At 46.2% G+C, this 20,875-nt stretch carries 16 protein-coding genes; 13 read left to right on the forward strand and 3 right to left on the reverse strand.

Annotated features, from left to right (window positions below; all coding sequences use genetic code 11):
* Positions 1 to 11 precede the first annotated feature (11 nt).
* The 5 genes from NST07_RS16920 to NST07_RS16940 all read left to right on the forward strand — a co-directional run bounded on the left by NST07_RS16920 (position 12) and on the right by NST07_RS16940 (position 3,552).
* Positions 12 to 887 (forward strand): LysR family transcriptional regulator, encoded by an 876-nt coding sequence (locus NST07_RS16920; RefSeq protein WP_341093245.1) that lies wholly within the window; start codon positions 12 to 14, stop codon positions 885 to 887.
* Positions 888 to 1,098: 211 nt separating this feature from the next.
* Positions 1,099 to 1,869, forward strand: coding sequence for an amino acid ABC transporter substrate-binding protein (locus NST07_RS16925; RefSeq protein WP_340898263.1), 771 nt, complete (start codon positions 1,099 to 1,101; stop codon positions 1,867 to 1,869).
* Between the two features lie 29 nt (positions 1,870 to 1,898).
* Positions 1,899 to 2,558 carry an amino acid ABC transporter permease gene (locus tag NST07_RS16930; RefSeq protein ID WP_341093247.1) on the forward strand — a complete coding sequence of 220 codons (660 nt, stop codon included), beginning with the start codon at positions 1,899 to 1,901 and terminating at the stop codon, positions 2,556 to 2,558.
* Between the two features lie 12 nt (positions 2,559 to 2,570).
* Entirely contained in the window at positions 2,571 to 3,317 is a 747-nt protein-coding gene (locus tag NST07_RS16935) for an amino acid ABC transporter ATP-binding protein (RefSeq protein WP_341380373.1), read from the forward strand.
* 106 nt (positions 3,318 to 3,423) lie between these two features.
* Positions 3,424 to 3,552, forward strand: coding sequence for a DUF6254 family protein (locus tag NST07_RS16940; protein WP_231578275.1), 129 nt, complete (start codon positions 3,424 to 3,426; stop codon positions 3,550 to 3,552).
* Between the two features lie 98 nt (positions 3,553 to 3,650).
* Here NST07_RS16940 and NST07_RS16945 read toward each other — a convergent pair whose 3' ends face one another.
* Both NST07_RS16945 and NST07_RS16950 read right to left on the reverse strand, forming a co-directional pair.
* Positions 3,651 to 3,992, reverse strand: coding sequence for a nitrous oxide-stimulated promoter family protein (locus tag NST07_RS16945; RefSeq protein WP_341093248.1), 342 nt, complete (start codon positions 3,990 to 3,992; stop codon positions 3,651 to 3,653).
* 117 nt (positions 3,993 to 4,109) lie between these two features.
* Complete coding sequence (locus tag NST07_RS16950) at positions 4,110 to 4,973, reverse strand: AraC family transcriptional regulator (RefSeq protein WP_342479811.1); 864 nt, start codon at positions 4,971 to 4,973, stop codon at positions 4,110 to 4,112.
* Between the two features lie 277 nt (positions 4,974 to 5,250).
* Between NST07_RS16950 and NST07_RS16955 the strand changes: the two genes are divergently transcribed.
* From NST07_RS16955 to NST07_RS16985, 7 genes are all read left to right on the forward strand, one after another.
* The gene (locus NST07_RS16955) at positions 5,251 to 7,866 is read left to right on the forward strand and encodes a fibronectin type III domain-containing protein (RefSeq protein WP_342479812.1); all 2,616 of its coding nucleotides are present in this window, start codon (positions 5,251 to 5,253) and stop codon (positions 7,864 to 7,866) included.
* A 182-nt stretch (positions 7,867 to 8,048) separates the two neighbouring features.
* The gene (locus NST07_RS16960; protein WP_341093253.1) at positions 8,049 to 9,026 is read left to right on the forward strand and encodes an alpha/beta hydrolase; all 978 of its coding nucleotides are present in this window, start codon (positions 8,049 to 8,051) and stop codon (positions 9,024 to 9,026) included.
* A 260-nt stretch (positions 9,027 to 9,286) separates the two neighbouring features.
* Positions 9,287 to 10,267 (forward strand): LacI family DNA-binding transcriptional regulator, encoded by a 981-nt coding sequence (locus tag NST07_RS16965; protein WP_341093254.1) that lies wholly within the window; start codon positions 9,287 to 9,289, stop codon positions 10,265 to 10,267.
* Between the two features lie 120 nt (positions 10,268 to 10,387).
* On the forward strand, positions 10,388 to 11,290 hold the full coding sequence (locus NST07_RS16970) for an ABC transporter permease subunit (protein WP_340899813.1): 903 nt from the start codon (positions 10,388 to 10,390) through the stop codon (positions 11,288 to 11,290).
* A 121-nt stretch (positions 11,291 to 11,411) separates the two neighbouring features.
* Positions 11,412 to 12,200 carry a carbohydrate ABC transporter permease gene (locus tag NST07_RS16975; protein WP_341093256.1) on the forward strand — a complete coding sequence of 263 codons (789 nt, stop codon included), beginning with the start codon at positions 11,412 to 11,414 and terminating at the stop codon, positions 12,198 to 12,200.
* 70 nt (positions 12,201 to 12,270) lie between these two features.
* Positions 12,271 to 14,016, forward strand: a complete 1,746-nt coding sequence (locus NST07_RS16980) for a hypothetical protein (RefSeq protein WP_341378656.1) — start codon at positions 12,271 to 12,273, stop codon at positions 14,014 to 14,016.
* 109 nt (positions 14,017 to 14,125) lie between these two features.
* Positions 14,126 to 15,595, forward strand: coding sequence for a glycoside hydrolase family 32 protein (locus NST07_RS16985; RefSeq protein ID WP_342479813.1), 1,470 nt, complete (start codon positions 14,126 to 14,128; stop codon positions 15,593 to 15,595).
* A gap of 74 nt (positions 15,596 to 15,669) precedes the next feature.
* On the opposite strand, the gene NST07_RS16990 is transcribed toward NST07_RS16985, so the two are convergent.
* On the reverse strand, positions 15,670 to 18,813 hold the full coding sequence (locus NST07_RS16990; protein ID WP_342479814.1) for an alpha-mannosidase: 3,144 nt from the start codon (positions 18,811 to 18,813) through the stop codon (positions 15,670 to 15,672).
* 232 nt (positions 18,814 to 19,045) lie between these two features.
* Between NST07_RS16990 and NST07_RS16995 the strand changes: the two genes are divergently transcribed.
* Positions 19,046 to 20,872 (forward strand): histidine kinase, encoded by a 1,827-nt coding sequence (locus tag NST07_RS16995; RefSeq protein WP_342479815.1) that lies wholly within the window; start codon positions 19,046 to 19,048, stop codon positions 20,870 to 20,872.
* Positions 20,873 to 20,875 lie beyond the last annotated feature (3 nt).

Below are 20,875 nucleotides of genomic sequence, written 5' to 3' on the forward strand. Positions count from 1 at the left end.
AGGGGTATGAAATGGAACTTCTTCAACTGCAGTATTTTCTCGTAGTAGCCCGGCTGGAGCATGTGACCGAAGCAGCACGGACCCTGCACGTTACCCAATCCTCATTAAGCAAAACGATTCAACGTCTGGAAGAAGATCTGGGAGTCCCGTTATTCGACCGGATAGGAAGGAAGCTACGCTTGAATGAGTTCGGAAACCAATTCCTCCGCAGGGCAGAAAGGGCTTTGTTTGAACTGGAACAGGGAAAGCAGGAGCTGCATGATCTTTCCTCCCCGGAACAAGGCACTCTTGAACTTGCGGTGACTGCCGCGAGCACATTGCCAAATATCCTTCGGGAGTTTCGAAAAAAGCGGCCAAATGTCCAATTTCATGTACAAATGCTGACCACGCATGAAATGGTTAAGCTTCTTCACAGCGGAGAAGTCGATTTCTGCTTGTCCTCACCTGCCATAGAGGAGGAGGAGATTGAATGCCAAATAGTCTTCATTGACCCCATTCTTGTAGCGGTTCCCAAAGGGCATCGGCTGGCAGACCGAAGCAGCATTTCCTTGACAGAACTGAGAGATGAAGAGTTTGTCGGTGTAAAGAGAGGTTATGGTACCCGCGATTTAGTGGACAATGTATGCAAATCTGTTGGCTTTGAACCTAGATATGTGTATGAGGGGGATGAACCAGCAAGGCTAAGTGCCCTTGTGGAGGCAGAAATCGGCATCGCTTTTATACCAAGCACGGCAAGGAATTCTAGGGAACAGATTCACTATCTCCAAGTGAAAAATCATGACTTGGCGCGTGAGATCGCATTATTATGGCACAAAAGCCGTTACATTTCACCGGCTGCTCTGGAATTCCGTGAGGTCGTTGTAAACTATTTTAAGCCATTCACCTGAAAATACAGGCGATGGTATTTTTGTAAAATGTATTTCTCGCTGAAACGGCTACCGTCCTTAGATGACGGTAGCCGTTTCACTTGTTTGACACAGAAGTGTTTCTCTTCTCTATCGACGCCGCTCAGATGATATGTTATCATGATAAACTGATAACGTGTTAATGAGCTAAAGCGAAGCATACAGTGTGTCATTTACTAGGGGGATTAGAGAGATGAAGAGAAAAGGATTATTAATTTTATTCGTAGCTATGGCAATTGCAGTGATCGCAGGCTGCTCCGGTTCAAAAGGTGATGACGGCAAACTGGTGATCGGTATAGATGATAAGTTTGCTCCGATGGGCTTCAGAGATGACAACAATGAAATTGTCGGTTTTGATATTGACTATGCAAAAGCAGCAGCCGAGAAAATGGGCAAAGAGATCACCTTCCAGCCAATTGACTGGTCGGCCAAGGAATCGGAGCTGAACAGCGGACGCATTGATATGATATGGAACGGGTACACCATAACAGACGAGCGCAAAGAGAAGGTATTGTTTACCAAGCCTTATCTGGAGAACAGCCAGGTTGTAGTCGTGCTGGCGGATTCAGCGCTGTCGAAGCTGAATGATCTGGCTGGAAAAGAAGTCGGACTGCAGAGTCTTTCGTCGGCTGCCGATGCCCTGAATGCCAGTCCAATCAAAGCAGAGATTGACAAGGTATCCGAATTCCCGGACAATGTGCTTGCCCTGACGGACCTGAAGTCGAAACGCCTGGATGGAGTGGTTATCGACGAAGTGGTGGCTAGATATTATATGTCTAAGGAGACCGGTACTTACAAGCTTCTGGATGAATCACTGGCTCCTGAGCAATACGGCATCGGGATTAAGAAAGGCAATGAAGCACTGCTTACTGAGCTGCAAAAGGCTCTGGATGAACTAAGCAGTGATGGAACGGCTGCTGAAATTTCAACGAAATGGTTTGGCGAGAACAAAGTACTGAACTAGATTGTTTCCTTTAGGAGTCGGTTGAAGATATGAATATAGATTACATTATTAAAATTGCCGGGCCGATGCTTGAAGGTGCACGGACGACTGCCTTACTGTTTCTGATTGTCATCGTGCTGTCCATTCCGCTAGGGATGCTGGTCACACTGATGGCCAAGAGCTCAATCAAACCGCTAGCCTGGCTTGCGCACACTTATATTTACGTCATGCGCGGAACTCCGCTACTGCTGCAGTTGCTATTCTTCTGCTTCGGCTTGCCGCAGATTCCGGTCATTGGGGAATATCTGGTCATGGACCGCTTCGTTGCGGCCAGTCTTGGCTTCATCCTTAATTATGGTGCTTATTTTGCCGAGATCTTCCGTGGCGGGATGCTCTCGATTGATAAAGGACAACATGAGGCGGCCAAGGTTCTCGGGCTCGGCAAATGGCAGACCCTTCGCAAGGTAATTCTTGCCCAGATGTTCCGGGTTGCATTGCCTGCGGTAGCCAATGAGTCCATTACTCTGGTCAAGGACACTGCGTTGCTCTATGCCGTAGCTGTACCGGAGCTGCTGAATTACGCGAAGACGGCGGTGAACCGCGATTTTACGGTGACCCCATTTGTAGTTGCTGGCGTTATTTATTTGCTGATGACATTAATACTAACGCTGTTCTTCAAGGCACTGGAGAAACGTTTCAAATTTGAGTAGAAGGGCTGTCCAATTATGAGTAGTATGATTGAAGTTAAGCAATTGCAGAAATCTTTCGGCAGCCTCGATGTGCTGAAGAAGATTACCTTTGATGTGAAACCGGGAGAAGTCGTGGCAGTGATCGGTCCTTCCGGTTCCGGAAAAAGTACGATGCTGCGCAGTCTTGTTCATCTGGAGGAGGTTACCGGCGGAAGTATCCTTATCCATGGCAAACCGTTGGTAGAGAACGGAAAATACTCCAGCAATGCAGATATAAGGGAGATTACCGCGACCATGGGCATGGTGTTTCAGCACTTTAATCTGTTCCCTCACCTTAGCGTACGGGGGAATCTGGAGCTTGCTCCACGAACGCTGAAGCGGGAGGGCACTCAGGATATTGCCGCGAAAAGTAAGGAATTGCTCTCCAAAGTAGGCCTTGCCGATAAAGCGGAGGTGTACCCTTCTATGCTGTCAGGTGGACAGAAGCAGCGGGTAGCTATCGCCAGAGCGCTGATGCTGAACCCGGACATCCTGCTGTTTGACGAGCCGACTTCCGCACTTGATCCCGAGTTGACCGGAGAGGTGCTGCGTGTCATCCGCCAGCTTGCGGACGAGAACATGACCATGATTATCGTCACGCATGAGATGAACTTTGCCCGCGATGTGGCGGACCGTGTATTCTTCATGGATAACGGGGAAATTGCCGAATCTGGAACACCGGAGCAGATCTTTGGCAGCCCGCAGCGGGAGCGGACCCGGACGTTTTTGAATCAGGATTAGCAAGAGCATCAAATATGAAAACAAACTAACACGTATGAATAAACGTAATATTCAGCATCCTATTACTGTAGTATACATGATGCAATTCCAGAGGAGGCTACCCGAGATGAGCCAGCAGAAGCAAAGAAAAGAAGCTGGGTGGAAATCCCGAAAGCAGGACCAGCACCCCCATGGTAAAATCAAGTCGCTGAAAGAGCTTTCCAGCGAGTATGATGCGGAACATACTACGTCATAACCTAGCACTAGGCGGTAGGTTGCCGATTCCCTTCGGCAGCCTATTCGGACCGCCCGCTGATCTGGAACATTTGCCAGAATACATAGTTCCAGACTGGGCTATTTTCTTCCTTTGCCTGGGATTGGAATATGCCTAATGGACTCAATAGGGTGATACAGCAGCATCCATGGACCAGAATAACGCATTACGTCCTTGATTTTTTGACGGTAATCTTGTTTGTAACAATGGATAGGACATTTTGCGCAAGCCGTCTTCTCCTCACCGAATCGACAGAGCGAAAGTCTGTTCCTCGCATATACATTTAACTCCTGACATTCCTCACAGAAGGCCGTTTGATGATGTTTTTTCCTGCAATAGATACGAATCATTTTTGATACCAATTCTTGTTCTCTTCGAATTCTAGGCCCCTCATTCAATTGCTTTTTCACTTCTCTTGTCATGTGCGAAAGATTCCTTTCATTGTTATAATTATGACCACTCCTTCAGCAGAACTGATTCGGGATATCAGTGAATTAGATGGTGATATCCCCCAAAGAGCCGAACTCCTTTAATGGAATTCAGGCTTTTTGTTGTTTTACGGCCATGTATCCCGCCTGCGGATTCTTGCGGAATTTCAAGGGAGAGAGACCTATGATGCTTTTAAACGTCCGGCCAAAATGAGTTGAATTCCCGAAGCCGACGCTTTCGGCAATAGCTGAAACTTGCCAATTGGATTCTTTCAATAAATAGCAGGCTTGTTTGATTCGAACATGGTTCACATACTCGATGAGGGTAAACCCTGTTGATTCCTTGAAGGTCCGGCTAAGATGGGAGGGACTGACATGGAAACGGACCGCGAGCTCCTCCAAGGTCAGGCGCTGATCATAGTGGTGATTGATGAAATGGGTGATATGGGAGATACGCTGATAAACCTGGTTGGTGGAGCAATTCATATACGGACGTCCGCTGTTTAATAAGCGGTGTATGTATATTAAAAGCTCGGACAAAAGGATTTTGAGATAGAAACCAGACTCCGGAAATTCATTCGCGGACTCGGCGGCCATCTTTGCAAATATCGCTTCGACATAACCTTGCTCCTGACCCTTTAACCGGAGGGAGCCAGAACCGGATTGGAAAGCGGACAACGGATGAAATGACAAGTCCCCGGTCAACAACCCGCCTAGAAACTCTTCTTTAAAAAGCAGTGTTACTCTCTCGAATTTTGCACCATTGGGATTGATCAGCCGGTGTTCGTCCTTTTTTCGGATGAGCAGCATGGAGCCGCCCACAAGCTGAAACGGCTGGCTTCCGATATGATAATGAAGTTCGCCCGAGACAATATACAGAATTTCATAAGCATCATGATAGTGGAATGAAGGAATGCTGGAATAGGATTTACTTTCTCGGCTGATATAAAAGGGATCAGAATGAAAAAAGTTCATATCAAACACCTCTCCGGCACTCCGGTAATTTAATGATATTCTCATTGTAGCCGAAGCGGTTTGAATTGTTAAACAAAATGTTAACAGCAAGATATGTTGAAAACGGCGGTTTTTCAATAAGATTCTCTGAGAATCCTGAGGCGGGCATGGGATATATTCAAGAAAGCGGGATTCCTAATGAATCCTCAAGCGAATCCGTTCATTTGAACGGGAAAGGGGCTGCAAAACCATGCAAATCCAGAAAAAGAGAGGAAGTAATCCGAAACAACTATTCTTTATGTTCTTGGTACTTCTGTTGATCCCCTGGTCATTCCCGGCAGACTCACTGGCCGGCCCCGTGACGGGCAAGCCCAAGCAAGCCTCTGTTGTACAGAAGGAAACTGCTGCTGCAGAAGGCGTAATCGCCGAATGGGTGTTCAAAAACAAAGGAGAAGCAGGAAGCCACCCAGCCACCGGAGGAGAGTACATGTCTTCCTCGAGCCTTCAACAGGCTGGAGGGTATTTCGAAAACTTCGACAGCAAAGCTAAAGATATCAGCTATCAGGGCTGGGACAAAGGTGCGGGCAAAAAGTATTGGCTGGCAACCCTTGCTACATCTGCCTACAAGAATATCAAATTATCCTCAGAACAAAGCTCCTCCGGTTCCGGTCCTAACGATTTCAAAGTACAGGTAAGTTTGGACCGGACAGTATGGACCGACGTGCCGGGAGGTACTGTTCAGATGAAGACCGTTTCAAGCTACAATTGTCCGGGTCAATCCTGTAAGCTCAGCAAGCTGTCTCTGCCGAACGCAGACGACAAGGAACTGCTGTATATCCGCTGGCTGGTCAATTCTAATCTGGCCACGAACTCCAAAGATAATCCGGAAGGCATTGGTGAAGGCGGGTCCAGCAAAATCCGGAATATTCGTGTGACGGGTGATCTAATCCCTGGAAAAACACCCATAACGCCGACAATTGATAAGTCTCATTCTCCTGGAGATGGAGCTGAAAAAGTATCCGTGACGGCTCCGATTGAGGTTAAATTCAACAAATCAATACAGCTGATGAATCAAGAGGCCATCACGATTCGAGATGACCAGAATCAGCCTGTTCCAACCCTTACCGCTGAGGTCATAAACCAAACGACCTTGCGCATCGGGCATGGCGGACTAGGTCAAGGGAAAATGTACAGAGTTTCCATTCCAAAAACCGCGGTCCAAGGAATAGACGGCTCTCCCATGATCCGTAAGGTCGAATGGAGCTTTACGACTCAACCATCCGCGTCTCAGCCAACTCTTATCAATATGACTTTCAACGGCGATACCAAAACGAGCATGTCATTCGCATGGTACACGGATTCCTCAGCGGAGACAAAAGTTCAAACTGCTGAAATCGCAGTGGGAACCGGAAACGAATTTCCGAATGATGGCGTTCTCGAATTTACCGGATCTTCTGAGGAAATTTCAACTTATATGACCAAGAGCGACAGAACGACCGGAAAGAAGAAAAAGTTCTTCAGCCATAAAGCAACCGCAAACGGATTAAAGCCGGGAACCAAATATGTTTTTAGAGTGGGTGACGGCTCGGTTTGGAGCTCCATCGGATCATTTGAGACCGATACGGCGACCTCACAGCCTTATCGTTTTATTGTCGGCTCCGATTCGCAGGCTTCAAGCAAATTGGGTTTTGAACCCTGGGCAGATACCTTCAGCAAAGCAAATGAACATATCGGTAACCCCAAATTTCTGATTAATGCCGGCGATTTGGTCGACAACGGTGACCTGGAGGAGCAGTGGCAGTGGATGCTCGGGCTCGCACAGCAGTCACTGATGAAAGTACCCTTCGTTCCTGTGCTTGGCGGACATGAGGTATCCGATTGGGACGGGGATGAAACAACGCCGAATAACAACTTTTACAACCACTTCAATCTGCCCCGGAAAGTGGTGGAAGCAACGCATGACGGCTCGGTGTATTCTTTTGAATATGGGGACGCTCTTTATATGGTATACAACTCTCAGTTTGACGGAAAGCTGAATGAAGATGGCTCTGTGAACTGGGATGATGAGAAGCATGAGCAGTTCTGGAACCAGATTGATTGGATGCGGAATACAGTTGCTAAGTCTGATAAGAAGTGGAAATTCGTTGCATTTCACAAGGCGCCTTACGCATCCGGTGATAATTCTGCACAATGGGAAGGGGATCGCGTTAAATTTTTCAGAAAGAATCTGATTCCAGTCTTTGACGAGCTTGGTATTGATATGGTGTTTGAGGCTCACGATCATATGTATATGCGTTCTTTCCAGATGTATGGGGATAAGGTTATTGATCCGAAAAAGCTGGAGAAGGATGAGGCAGGCAACGTTGTTAATCCGCAGGGAACGGTGTATTTGATGCCCAATGCTTTTGGAAACAAGTTTTATTACAAAAATGAACCGTATGACGACTTTTTTGCAGCAGTAAATAAGCAACCCGAGAAAAAAATGTTTACGGATGTGTCGGTTTCAGCTCAAATTCTAAAGTTTGATGCCTATACGGCTGCTGTAGAAGATGAAGGAAAGAGTGGCTATGGAAAAAACGGGTTAAAGGTATACGATCATTACGGCATCAAACGAACGGACACCAAACCGGCTCCCGCGGAGGAACTCAAGGTGAAACTTCAAGGGACCAAGGCTACATTAACCTGGAAAACGCCTTTGACCAGCAAAGAACAGATAAGGGGATTCCGTATTTATGAAAAGGATGATAAAATCAGCAAGTATTGGAGCCTTTATGTGCCGGTAAAGCCGGGAACGACGCAATACAGCACCGTTATCGAGCATTTAAATCCAGAGATACAATATAACCTGGTGATCAAGTCCGTCGGCAGAAGGGACAATTCCAGTCCAGTCATGGTAAGCACAACAGCTAATTAATTTGATTCATTCTCCATGCAACGACTCATGTGCAAGCATCCTTGCATGTTACGTCGTTGCATTTATTTTGTTTGTTCATACTCCGTTCACATTGCCGTTACAAGGAGTACATGTTTGTCATGTAAGCTTTGCAATAACGGCCCGCTTAAGGCAGTCCAATACACAGATAAGGACAGGAGAAGATGAGTGTGAAACGAGAAGAAGAGGGTACAAAAAAAAGGATGCGCAAACCACTTCGCATAATCCTTAAATCTATAGGAGCTTTAGCAGGATTAATGGTACTGTTTCTAGCCGTTGTTTTTATCGTTAATCTGGTTTGTAACAAAATTGAACAAGGGAAAATAGAACCTTATGGCCAGTTAGTATCTGTAGACGGAAAACATATGAATGTGCTGATCCAAGGGGAAGGCGAAGAGACAGTCGTGCTCCTGCCGGGTTTTGGAACAGCAGCTCCAGCACTTGATTTTAAGCTGCTTGTAGATGAACTATCTCCGTTCTACAAAGTTGTCGTGGTTGAGCCGTTCGGCTATGGATTAAGTGATGAAACCGATAAGGAGCGGACCGCAGACAATATGGCAACTGAAGTCCATGAAGCTTTGCAGCAGCTCAATATTGACCGGTTTACGCTAATGGGCCATTCCATTGCAGGTATTTACGGATTGAATTATGTTAACAAATATCCAAACGAAGTAAATGCATTTATCGGAATCGATAACAGTGTGCCAACCCAAGGCGGAATGGATGCTGGATTCCCATTAAAAACGTTTAAATTCCTCAATAAATCCGGTCTCTTAAGATTGATCAAAAAAGTAGGGGAGGACCCCTATGCTTCGTTACCCTTTGATGCTCACACCGTAGAGCAATCGAAAATGATTGCAAATAAAAATAATAATAATGACACTACCTTAAATGAAATGAAAAATATTTCTTCTAATTTTAAAGCGGCTCAACAGTTGAAATTCCCGAAAAATCTTCCCGTTCTATTGTTTATCCAAGCAGATAATAAATCTGTTGAAAACTGGATACCACTACATGAAGCGCAGGCCAAAGACTCTGTACGTGGAAAAGTCATAAAACTCGATGCAGAGCATTATTTACACCACACCAAATCCAAAGAAATCGTTGAAGACTTCAGGGAGTTCATGGGGCAAGCAAGCTGAGACGAGTAGGGGGAACGGACATTTAGCTTAGATGCAAACCGAGATCACAAAATTATAGCGGTCTTAAGTAAAGCTTCCCGCCGCAAGACGGGAAGCTTTTTAATCTGCCCATCAGGCAAATGAGCAGATATTTGATGCATTAAAAAAAATAAAATATCCTATTGAAACGTTTCCAAAATGGTGATAGAATAAATCCAACAAGTAAATGAAACGTTTCATTTAGTGAATGAAACGTTTCCAAATAGAAAGGCAGGTGCAACATGGCTAGTATTAAGGAGGTTGCTGATATTGCCGGCGTTGCAGTTGGGACCGTTTCCAGAGTCATTAACAATCACCCTTCAGTCAAACAGGAAACCCGCGAGAAGGTACTAGCTGCGATCAAAGAAATAAATTATGTACCAAATGAGGTGGCAAGAAATTTTAAGATGCAGAAGTCTATGATGATTGCACTTTTGCTTCCTACAATAAGGCATCCCTTCTTTTCCGAGCTTGCCTACTATATTGAAGATGAATTGGATCGTCATGACTACAAATTGATTCTCTGCAACAGCAAGGGCAAGCCCGAAAAAGAAATATATTATTTTGATATCCTGAACCAGAATAAGGTCGCAGGGATCATAGCCATTACTTACAACGATATCGAACATAGTGTTGTCAAAGACATCCCGCTGGTTTCAATAGACCGCCATTTCAAAGATGAGATTTCCTGCGTCACCTCGGATAACTATAACGGCGGGCGTATCGCGTTACAAGAGTTGCACAAGGCAGGGGTACGGCATCCGGCTTACCTAGGTTATATTGCGACGTCAATCCGGGGCGAAGTGGATTTGAGAAAAGTCGGTTTTATGGATGCTGCCAAGGAGCTGGGACTGCCCCAAGCCGATTATGAAATTCCTGATCTCGACGAGGATCTATTGAACCCCCATCTTGATCAGATCTTAACGGCTGCACAGTATAAAGAAGTTGACGGGGTGTTTGTGAATGGTGACATGCTGGCGGCTCGATATATTAAGCGGGCACGGGAACACGGAATCCATGTTCCTGAAGACGTGAAGGTAGTAGGTTATGACGGAATTCAGAAAGAAGATTTGTTTTATCCTTTCTTGTCCACCATTGTACAACCTGTTGAAGAAATGGCCCGGACGGCAGTACGTCTACTAATCCAAAAAGTAGAGGGCGTGGAGCTTCATAAGGATCTCTACCGCCTACCGGTAACCTTCAGAAAAGGCGGGACCACTTAAGGTTACAATATTCGCTATAGAACGTTGTTCTTATAGCGAATGTGACAATATATGTAAGTGCTTTATATGTTAAATATGCATAAAGGAGGAAACTTAGTGGTGGGGTCTAAACTGAAAAATATGCCATTAAGGCTAAAGAAAAATTCAGAAATCAAGCATTATTGGTTCATGCTCATTCCGGCTTTGGTTTGGTTGATCATGTTTCAAATCGTTCCTATGTTCGGAGTTGTAATGGCTTTCCAGGATTATAATCCGGGTGCCGGTTTTCTTCATTCAGAATTTGTCGGATTAGAGAATTTTCGGTACATGCTTGAGTTAGACGATGTGCGTCAGGCCTTAATCAATACGCTTATCATAGCATTGGGGAAAATTTCAGGGAATTTGCTCATTCCTCTCATTTTCGCTCTTATGCTTAATGAACTTCGCCAAAAATACATGGTTAAGTTCGTTCAAACTAGTGTCTATTTGCCGCACTTCTTATCATGGGTTATTTTGTCAGGGATCATGATTCAAATCTTTGGCTTCAATGGCCCATTCAACCGGGTGTTGGAAATGTTCGGATTTGAACCGGTTCAATTTTTCCAGCAGGCTGGTTTATTCAGAGGATTTATTATCGGTTCAGATGTGTGGAAAAACTTCGGCTACAACTCCATCATTTATTTGGCTGCCTTAGCAGGCATTGACGGTACTCTCTATGAAGCGGCAGGTATTGATGGGGCAAGCCGCTGGAGAAAATTATGGCATATTACTTTGCCGGGAATCCGCACAACCGTTGTTCTTTTAGCCATTTTGTCACTCGGCAGCGTTCTCGATGCTGGTTTCGACCAAGTGTTCAACTTATATAATCCGCTGGTGTACAGCACGGGTGATATTATCGACACCTATGTTTATCGCGCCGGTTTACAAGATTTGGACTTCAGCTTGGGTACAGCGGTCGGATTATTGAAATCGGTCGTCAGCTTTATTCTTATTGTTAACGGTTATCTGTTAGCCAAGAAGCTTTTAGGGTATCGAATATTCTAATCTAGGAGGGAGAAAGTTGGTAGAAAACAGATCACTGGGGTCGAGGGCTTTCGACATTTTCAATCTAGTATTCCTTTTGTTAATGACACTGCTTTGCTTAGTACCCATATGGTATTGCCTAATGATCGCTCTGAGTGACAAGGCGGCGGTCCAGGCAGGCAATGTGTTTTTTTATCCTATCGGATTCAACTTGTATTCATTTCAAGTGATTCTGTCCGAATCTAAGTTTTTTAGAGCAATATTTGTATCGTTCGAACGCGTTATTTTGGGCTCCGCTTTCACGATGCTGGCATTAGTACTTGCTGCCTATCCTTTATCAAAGTCGAGTAAGCTTTTTCCGGGACGCAACCTTCTGATGTGGCTATTCGTATTCTGCATGCTCTTTAACGGCGGGTTGATTCCTTGGTTCATTACTCTGAAATCATATAATCTGATCGATAACATCTGGGGATTAGTATTATGTGGTGGAGTCCCGATATTCAACTTGATCTTGATTATGAACTTCGTTAAGAATTTGCCGGAGGAACTGGAGGAAGCAGCCAAGATAGATGGGTCTGGACCTTGGAGATACCTGTTCAGCATATTATTACCTCTATTAAAACCCGTACTGGCTACCGTTGTTTTGTTTACCATGGTGGGATACTGGAATGACTTCTTCCAAGGCATGGTTCTCTCCACCCGTGAAGAAAGTTATCCGTTACAAACCTATATCCAGCAACTCGTAGTTTCCACTAATCTGCAGCAAATGGCTTCCATGTCCCTTGAGCAAATGAATCGTTTGTCCAAATTGAATAACGATTCGTTGAATGCAGCCAAAATTTTCGTAGCGATGATTCCTGTACTGATAATCTACCCGTTCTTGCAGAGATATTTCGTGAAAGGCATCACGCTTGGTTCCGTAAAAGGTTAACTTGTAGTTTATGGATGTTGTCCGAGGAGAAATCCTTGAACATAAAAAACAAAAGGGGAGTTATATGCAGATGAAAAACAAAAAGGTTTATGCTGCAACTTTGTCGTTCGCTTTGCTACTCATGGGGTCTCTCACGGCGTGTACTGGAAATGCTGACAATGGCAAGTCTTCTTCGGAAAACAGTTCTAATTCTACTTCAAAGAATAGTGCTGCAGAAGTACCGGCAGAACCTCTTGGAAAACAACCTCAGTTAACCACACTTACAAGAGGAGTCCCGCTCGATCCGAACCAGAAGTACCCTGACGGCCAAGACGTAGATGACAATGCGTATACGAGAATGCTGAAGACAAAATTCAATATTGAAATTAAAAATGCTTTTACCGCATCTAATTCAGGCACAGATTATCACCAAAAGGTTGATCTTGGGATCGCAACCGGAGAAATTCCGGATTACTTGACCGAGCTGACTTATACAGAATACAAAGCGATCGTTAAAGCAGGCTTAGCAATGGACATTTCCGAAGTCTGGGAAAAATATGCGAGCACGAAAACAAAAGAAGTGTACAAGTCTAACCAAGAACTCTTTGACAGCTTAGTTAAAGAAGACGGTAAAATGTATGCCATTCCTTCCTCAAACCCAATGCCGGATTTCCTGTCCGTGATGTGGGTTCGCCAAGACTGGCTGGATAAATTAAAATTGAAAGCGCCTACGAATTTGCAAGAGCTGGAAGCCGTTGCAAAAGCTTTCGTTGAGCAAGATCCAGACGGAAACGGAAAGGCAGATTCGGTTGGACTTGCAGGTCCTTCGATTGACGGTAAATTATATCAAGACATGACGAATTCTAACTTCGCTTATCACTTTGATCAAATTTTCGCTGCGTTCAATTCCTTCCCAGGCATCTGGGTCAAAGACAGTGAAGGTAAGGCTGTCTATGGATCCATTGTGCCTGAAACTAAAACAGCACTGCAGAAATTAGCCGATATGTACAAGGCAGGGTTGATTTCACAAGGCATGCTCACTTCGAAGACGGAAGAACTGGTGTCGAACAATAAGGCAGGGTTGTTCTTTGGTCCTTGGTGGTTCCCGTTCGGTGATCTTGGAAACAGCTGGAAGAATGACAAAACCGCGAACTGGCAGCCTTATTCACTGGCCTCCGGCAGTGATGGAATCTACTTGGCGAAGGGAGGCAACGCTGCCCGTACCTTTACAGTCATCAGTAAGGATAACAAAAACCCTGAAGCCGTTATCAAAATGCTTAATATTTATAAAGATGGTCTTTACAAACATGTTGATCCGGCAGAGCAAAAGGTACTGGGAGATGCTTCATTCCCGATGTACCAAACCTTCTCCATGGCTGATGGTCCTGCCATGGTCCTGAAAGAGACAACCAATTATCTCGAAGGCAAAAAGACAGCGGATGAGATTCATACGTATTTCCAAGACTTCGATGCTTACACTGATGATGCATTCAGTAAGATTATCGCTTCCAAAACGGAACCATTTGATAATATGAGCATCTCGGGCTGGGATTTCTCCGGAGCAAAAGCGGACGATTTCGGTACGGTTTGGGCATTTGGCGTAGGTTTGAAGCCGTACGTGGAAGGTAAATTCCAGTTCGTAAACACCTTAACCTATGAGCAAACCAAAACAATGGAAAAACGTTGGTCGAATCTCAGCAAGCTGGAGTATGAAACCTTTTCCAAAATTATCGTAGGCCAAGCTCCAATCAGCGCATTTGATGAGTTCGTAAGCAAGTGGAAATCTCAAGGCGGCGATCAGGTCACGAAAGAGATCCAGCAGTCGTTAGATAAGTAACACGTTAAGAGAATATTGAACAACAATGAGTTCTGTCAAAAACAGAACTCATTGTTTCGATAAGACCAGTACGTTATAGAGATAAAACTAAGTTATGAGGAGAGAAGAGATGTCATCTGAAGTTATACAAGCAGAGAAATACAGACCCAAGTTCCATTTTAGTCCGCCAGCGAATTGGATGAACGATCCGAATGGTCTGGTTTATTTCAAGGGGGAATACCACCTCTTCTATCAGCATCACCCTCATGGAACCAGTTGGGGACCGATGCACTGGGGACATGCAGTGAGTAAAGACCTGATCACTTGGGAGCATCTCCCTGTTGCACTTGCATCCGATGAGCTGGGAATGATTTTTTCAGGTAGTGCAGTGGTGGATTGGAACGATTCAACCGGTTTCTTTGACGGGGAACCCGGTCTTGTCGCTATTTTCACGCATCACGCCCATTCTCCTGGAGGGATTTCAATAGAGAAACAAAGTATTGCCTTCAGTAGAGATGAGGGAAGAACTTGGATTAAGTATGAAGGGAATCCCGTCCTTACTTCGGATAAGCATATTGATTTCCGGGATCCTAAGGTGTTCTGGCACAAAGAAACTGAGCAGTGGGTGATGATTGTTGCCAGTGGTCAAACCGTTTGTTTATACCGTTCTCCCAACCTGAAAGAATGGAGCTTCAGCAGCGAGTTTGGGCAAGGGATGGGTTCGCATGACGGTGTTTGGGAGTGTCCGGATTTATTTGCATTACCCGTTGACGGAGAGGAGACGGCATTGAAATGGGTCATGTTCGTGAGTATTGGAAATGAGCCACATATTCCGGAAGGGTCTAGAACCCAGTATTTCACCGGACACTTTGACGGGTTAGCTTTCATACCGGATCAATCCTCTCAAACGACTCGTTGGATCGATTATGGAAAGGACAATTACGCTGGCGTAAGCTGGTCTGACGTCTCGGCTGAAGATGGACGCCGGATTTATATCGGCTGGATGAACAATTGGAAATATGCAGGCGAAACTCCAACTGAAGGATGGAGGGGAGCCATGACATTTCCAAGGGTACTGACTTTGGAAACGAGGAACGGCGGTATTACATTGATTCAGCATCCCGTCAATGAATTGGAATCTATCCGGGTGCCTCAGATTGAATCGGAAGGGAGTTCCTCTGCTGAGCTCGATTCAATTTGCGAAGGCATGGAATTAGAAACCTATGAGCTTGTTGCCGAATTCAAATGGACTGCGACCGTGGATTCTATAGGCTTCAAGATCAGAGCCTCGGGCCAGGAGGCAACAGTCGTCGGTTACTCCGTTAAAGAAGAAAGCTTATTTATCGATCGTACTCGTTCCGGAAATATTGATTTTCATGAGGCTTTTTCGGGTAGACATCAAGCAAAATTACAGTCCAGCCAGCAGTGCGTGAAATTTCAACTTATAGTAGACCGGTCATCCGTCGAAGTCTTTGCCAACGATGGAATCCTCGCGATAACGGATTTGATCTATCCTTCCTCCGACGCATTGGGTTTATCGTTCTTTTGTGAAGGCGGGGAGTTACTGTCCTATAAAATTGCAATCCATAAATTAGGCTGAACATTAGAACAAGGCGAACTCACAGGAGTTCGCCTTGTTCTGTATCCTAGAGGAAAGCCATCGTTACATAACAATTAGCATCGCAGGTCGATTTCAAAGGTTTTAATCTCATAAGGTTCAAGGACGAAGCAGATGCCAGCATCGTTATGCATTTCGCCATCTGGTTGTTCCATCAAGTTCGTTTCTCTCCATCCATGAATTTGCAGGCTGCTCGTCAGCTCCAGCATGTTGGAGCTTCCGGAGTAATCGTGAATACGCACGATGAGGCAGTCTGAATCCTCTGCTTTTTTGACAGCAGAGATCATAGCCGTATCGCCGGACAAGGCGAACATGGAGCGGCTTGGCTGCTCTGCATGTCCCTCCGTATAGCGAATCGGGGCATTCAGGAACCAGGCTTGCTTGACGGTCTGACCGGTCAGCCAATCTCCTTGATGCGGTAGAAGGGCATAGGTGAAGCGATGCAGCCCCTGATCGGCATGCGGATCAGGATGAGTAGCGCTTTTGATCAACGTGAGCCGCAGGACATTGTTTTTAATATCATAACCGTATTTGGAGTCGTTCAACAGGCTGACACCATAACCCTTGTCGGACAAATCTGCCCACTGATGCCCGACAGACTCGAAGCGCGCCCAATCCCAGCTCGTATTCCAATGTGTCGGCCGTTTCACGTTGCCGAACTGAATGTCATAGGTTGCCTCAGTAGAGCGGATGCCGACGGGGAAAGCCACCTTCAGCAATTGCTGCTTCTCGTGCCAATCTACTTCGGTCACATAGTCGATGCGCCGGTTCCCGGCATAGACAATCAGGTTCTGCGTAATTGTAGAATTACGGTACTGCCAATTGAAGCGGATGACGGCCCGAAGCGGCCCGGTCTCAATCACTTGGATTGCTGAGCAATCTCGAATCTCAGTCATTTTTTCCTGATAGAAGATATCAATATCCCAAGCTTCATGTGCCAGAGGTTTATCCTCAAACACCTGTAATAGGTTGCCGTTAGCACCCTTGGCCAGTACTTCCCGTCGTGCTGCTTTATCGTAAATGCGGGTCAACTGCCCGGCTTCGTTCCATGCCAATTGATAAAAAGGGGTTTGTATTCCAAGTTCTGTATGGCTGAATGGAGACAACTCCGAATTGATAGATTCAGCTTCGCCATGGAAATGTATGGTTGTATACCCGAGCGAAGGAATATCTTGCACTTCAATATACCAAATGCCTGTATCCAGCTGTGCATTCAAGCATAGCCCGGCATCGCTTAACCAATATCCCTGCTCCATTCCGGCCGAAGCGGGAATAGCTACAAGCTCCGTAATATTCCATGGTGAGGAATTCCACACCGAGAAACTGCCTGCCGTTTTCCCTGCTGCGATTGCAGCCCGGGCTTGTGTGTCGATCTGACTGCCGATCTGCCACGCTTCCTCGTATTCGACTGTACTGTCTTCGTACACCTCACGGATGGATGAGCCCGGAATGATGTCATGGAACTGGTTGCGCAGAATGATTTTCCATCCGGAGGTCAGCGGTTTGGCTTGATACAGATTCCAGTCTTTCTGCAAAATGCTTTGCAGGGCATTCAGCCACTCGGCTTCACGATAGGCCAGTTCGAGCTTACGGTTCATCTGTTTGTTATAAGCTTGGCTGGTATACGTCCCGCGGTGATACTCCAGATACAATTCGCCGTCCCAGGTATGGATGTATGAATCGGTATCCGCTACCGTCTGCTGCAGCTTTTCGAAATAGGCATCTGCACGTCCGGTCGTTACCTTTGGGAGTCCGGGCAACAGATCCAGCCGCCGCCGCATCTCGAGCATTTCGCGGTTCACGCCGCCACCGCCGTCACCATAGCCATAGGACAGCAGCAGCTCCTGATTCATCTCCTTGTCGCGGTAGGCATCCCATATTCCTTTAACCGTCTTGGGGATGATCTTCCCGTTATAGGTGTAGAACCATGAACCCGGCTCAGACCACGGTTCAGGTGTGGTGATGAAATGGGTCAATACCTCGGAGCCGTCTATGCCGCGCCAATGGAAAGTATCGAATGGCATCCGGTTATACTGGTTCCAGCTGATTTTCGTGGTCATGAACGTATGAATGCCCGATTTTTTCAGAATTTGCGGCAGGGACCAGCTGTAGCCGAATACATCCGGCAACCATAAGTACCTGCACTCCGATCCGAACTCCTCCTTTAGGAAGCGTGTACCGATCAGCAATTGCCGAACCAGAGATTCGCCTGAGGTTAGATTGCAGTCCGCTTCAAGCCACATGCCACCGCCAGCTTCCCAACGGCCTTCCGCAATGCGCTCCTTGATGGATTCATACAGCTCCGGGTAGTCTTCTTTCACATATTCATATAGCTGGGGCTGTGTCTGGAGGAAGACATATTCCGGAAACATCTCCATCAGCCGCATCACCGTAGAGAAGGACCGTGCACATTTCTCGCGTGTATGCTTAAGCCGCCACAGCCAGGCAACGTCAATATGGGTATGGCCAATACAAGTGATGGTAACATCGGATAGTTTGTCCATGGCTTCCAGACAGGCGCTAAGATTATCTCTGGCTTCGTAGACAGAGATGAAAAACGCCTCTGATTCGGAATCTGCCCAGTCGATCATGCGTAGGGATTGCTGGAGCGCCTGCAGCAGCTTCGTCCGCTCCGGCACATTTGGATCCAGGATTTTTACGGTTTCAAGAATGGCCGTTCCGGTGAACACAAGATCGTCTATTTTCTCATCCAGCCAGCACAGCTCCGCCTGTTTGAAGGTATGGGTCTGATTGCGCGGTTGTCCGCCTCCTTCAAGACCGGACCATAACCGGAAGAGCAGCTCAGCTGAGTGGCCTGCCGCCGAAGCAGGAAGGAATACTTCCTTATGATTGGAATCGACGCCTTGAAAAGGCTTGCCTTCCCAATAGAATAGGGATTCAAATCCGGAGTTGTTGCCGCCTCCCGTATCGCCGAAATCGAACAAGCCGACGATTCGCTTATTTTCCCAGGATACAGGAATTTCAGCATCTGTACGCAGCCACAAATAGAGATCCCGGCCAGTCCAGGTCTCGTTAATGTGCATAGCGTGCCAATTAGCTTCGGCACCTGGCACAGTAGGATTTATATCTTCCCGGTGGTCTTCACAAGCAAGAAATATGCTCAGGGTCTTCCGGTCCCGGTAACGGAGTACGGATAATTCATGAATACGTGCCTGTAATTTGTTTTCGGTAAGAAACATCGTGTGGACCCCCAGTTCATATTATCGGAGGGTGAAATGATTTATAGGGAAAGATCCAAATTGGGATAAAAAGTGAATAGTATAGGGGAATGCGCTCATTATAGCGGTTTCTTTTCCTTTTGACAATTGAAAGTTGAGGTGAAGGCACCGCATATTCTATTTATTGCGCAAATTTAACGAACGGTGATACACTGAGTTGAAAATTGGCTCCGAAGGAGGCGGTCAGGCGCGAATGTCCAAGATCCGGACCTTTTATCAAAATCATCTGAAGAAAAAAATGTTTAACAAGATCCTCCTGTTCTACTCCATGGTCATGGTTCTCTTGTTTATTAGTGTCTCTATTTTGGCTTACCGCTATTATGAGCAGCGGCTCGTACGGGAGCAAATGGATGCGAGTCTTCAGGAACTAGACATTATCAGCATCAGTCTGAATCAGCAGAACGAACGGATGTATGGAGCGGTGCAGCAGATTTACACGGATGCGATGATTGGAGATGATCTGAAGTATTTCTTGGCTCATGATTATGAGAACTTCATCAAGTGGCGTCTGAATCAATATGCAAACAGCTACCGGACGGAGCGCAACAGCTTTGATTATCATTTACGCCTGCTGCTGAAGGAGGAAGCATCTATCTCGAACATCGTGCTGTACAGCTCGGACCAGGACTTTTATTACGTTCTGAACCGGGAAACGCAGCATTTTTACGATCAACCGGCGTTATCAGCCTCATATCAGAACTGGTACGAACGGTTCCGGAATCAGCCCTGGCAGTATATGGGCAACGAGTCGTTGTTCGAGGGAAAAGCCGCCGGGGAATCAACACCTTACAGCTACGTGAATGTGCTCAAGGACCCTGTGACGCTGAAGGAATACGGTGCCATCCTGTTCGAACTCAATACAAGCCGGATTAAAGGGCTGCTGCGGGAAAAATTGAACAATACGGGCAGTCGGATAATGCTGATCACGTCGCAGGGACAAGTGATTTTTGATTCGCAGGGGCGATACGATAATACCGTCTATCCGTATTGGAAGCAGATGACTAAGCCGGGCGATTGGGTGAATCTGGAAGAACGCTCCAAAGTACAATTGCTGAATATCGGGAATACAGGGATGGTCGCTGCTGCCATCATTCCAGAGTCTCAAATCGTACAGAGCCTTCAAACCTTACGTTTTAGTCTCACAGGGATCGTGGTCTTATGCATCATTATCAGTATCTCAGTGACGTTCACCGTTATCCGCCGCTACTCCAAAAAAATCCACAGAATTATCGTCTACATGCGGCGCTGGCAGGATGGCGATTTGAGCAAGCGGATCATAATGGAGGGGGAGGATGAACTGCAGCAGATCTCGCAAAGCTTTAACTATATGTGTGACCGGCTGGAGTCCTATATCCAGACCGTCTACATCTCGGAGATCAAGCAGAAGAACGCACAGCTTGTGGCTCTGCAGGCGCAGATCAATCCGCATTTCCTGTACAATACGCTCGAGAGTATACGCATGAAGGCCATCAGTTCAGGGGCCAGGGATGTCGGTCAAATGATCTATATTCTCGCAACAATGTTCAGGCATTTGATCAAAAAACAAACACATGTCACTTTGGCCGAAGAAATCGAGCTATGCGGGATGTATTTGGCCTTGATCCAATACCGGTATGAGAACAAGCTGCAGGTGGAAACGAACATCGAGATGCCGGTCGCCGGAAGTATCGTGGTTAAACTGCTGATTCAGCCGATTATCGAAAATTATATCGTTCACGGCTTTCGGGCGGATGACGACGATAACCGGATTTCCATCACAGCTGCAGAACAGAAGAGACACATCATTATTCGTGTGAAGGATAACGGGAAAGGTATTGCGCAAGAGAAATTGATAGAACTGCGCAAAGCGCTGCAAAGTGAGGGGGGAGCCCCTTCGCGATCAAGTGACTCCCTGGGTCTAAAAAATGTACATGAACGCATTCGTTTGAATTATGGCAGCGAGTTTGGATTACGTGTGATCAGTGAGCAGGACAAAGGCTGTGAGGTTATCATCGAAATTCCATTCACAAGGGAGGACTAACCG

The organism is Paenibacillus sp. FSL L8-0340, assembly GCF_038593145.1.
In the GTDB taxonomy this organism is placed as follows: Bacteria; Bacillota; Bacilli; order Paenibacillales; family Paenibacillaceae; genus Paenibacillus_AQ.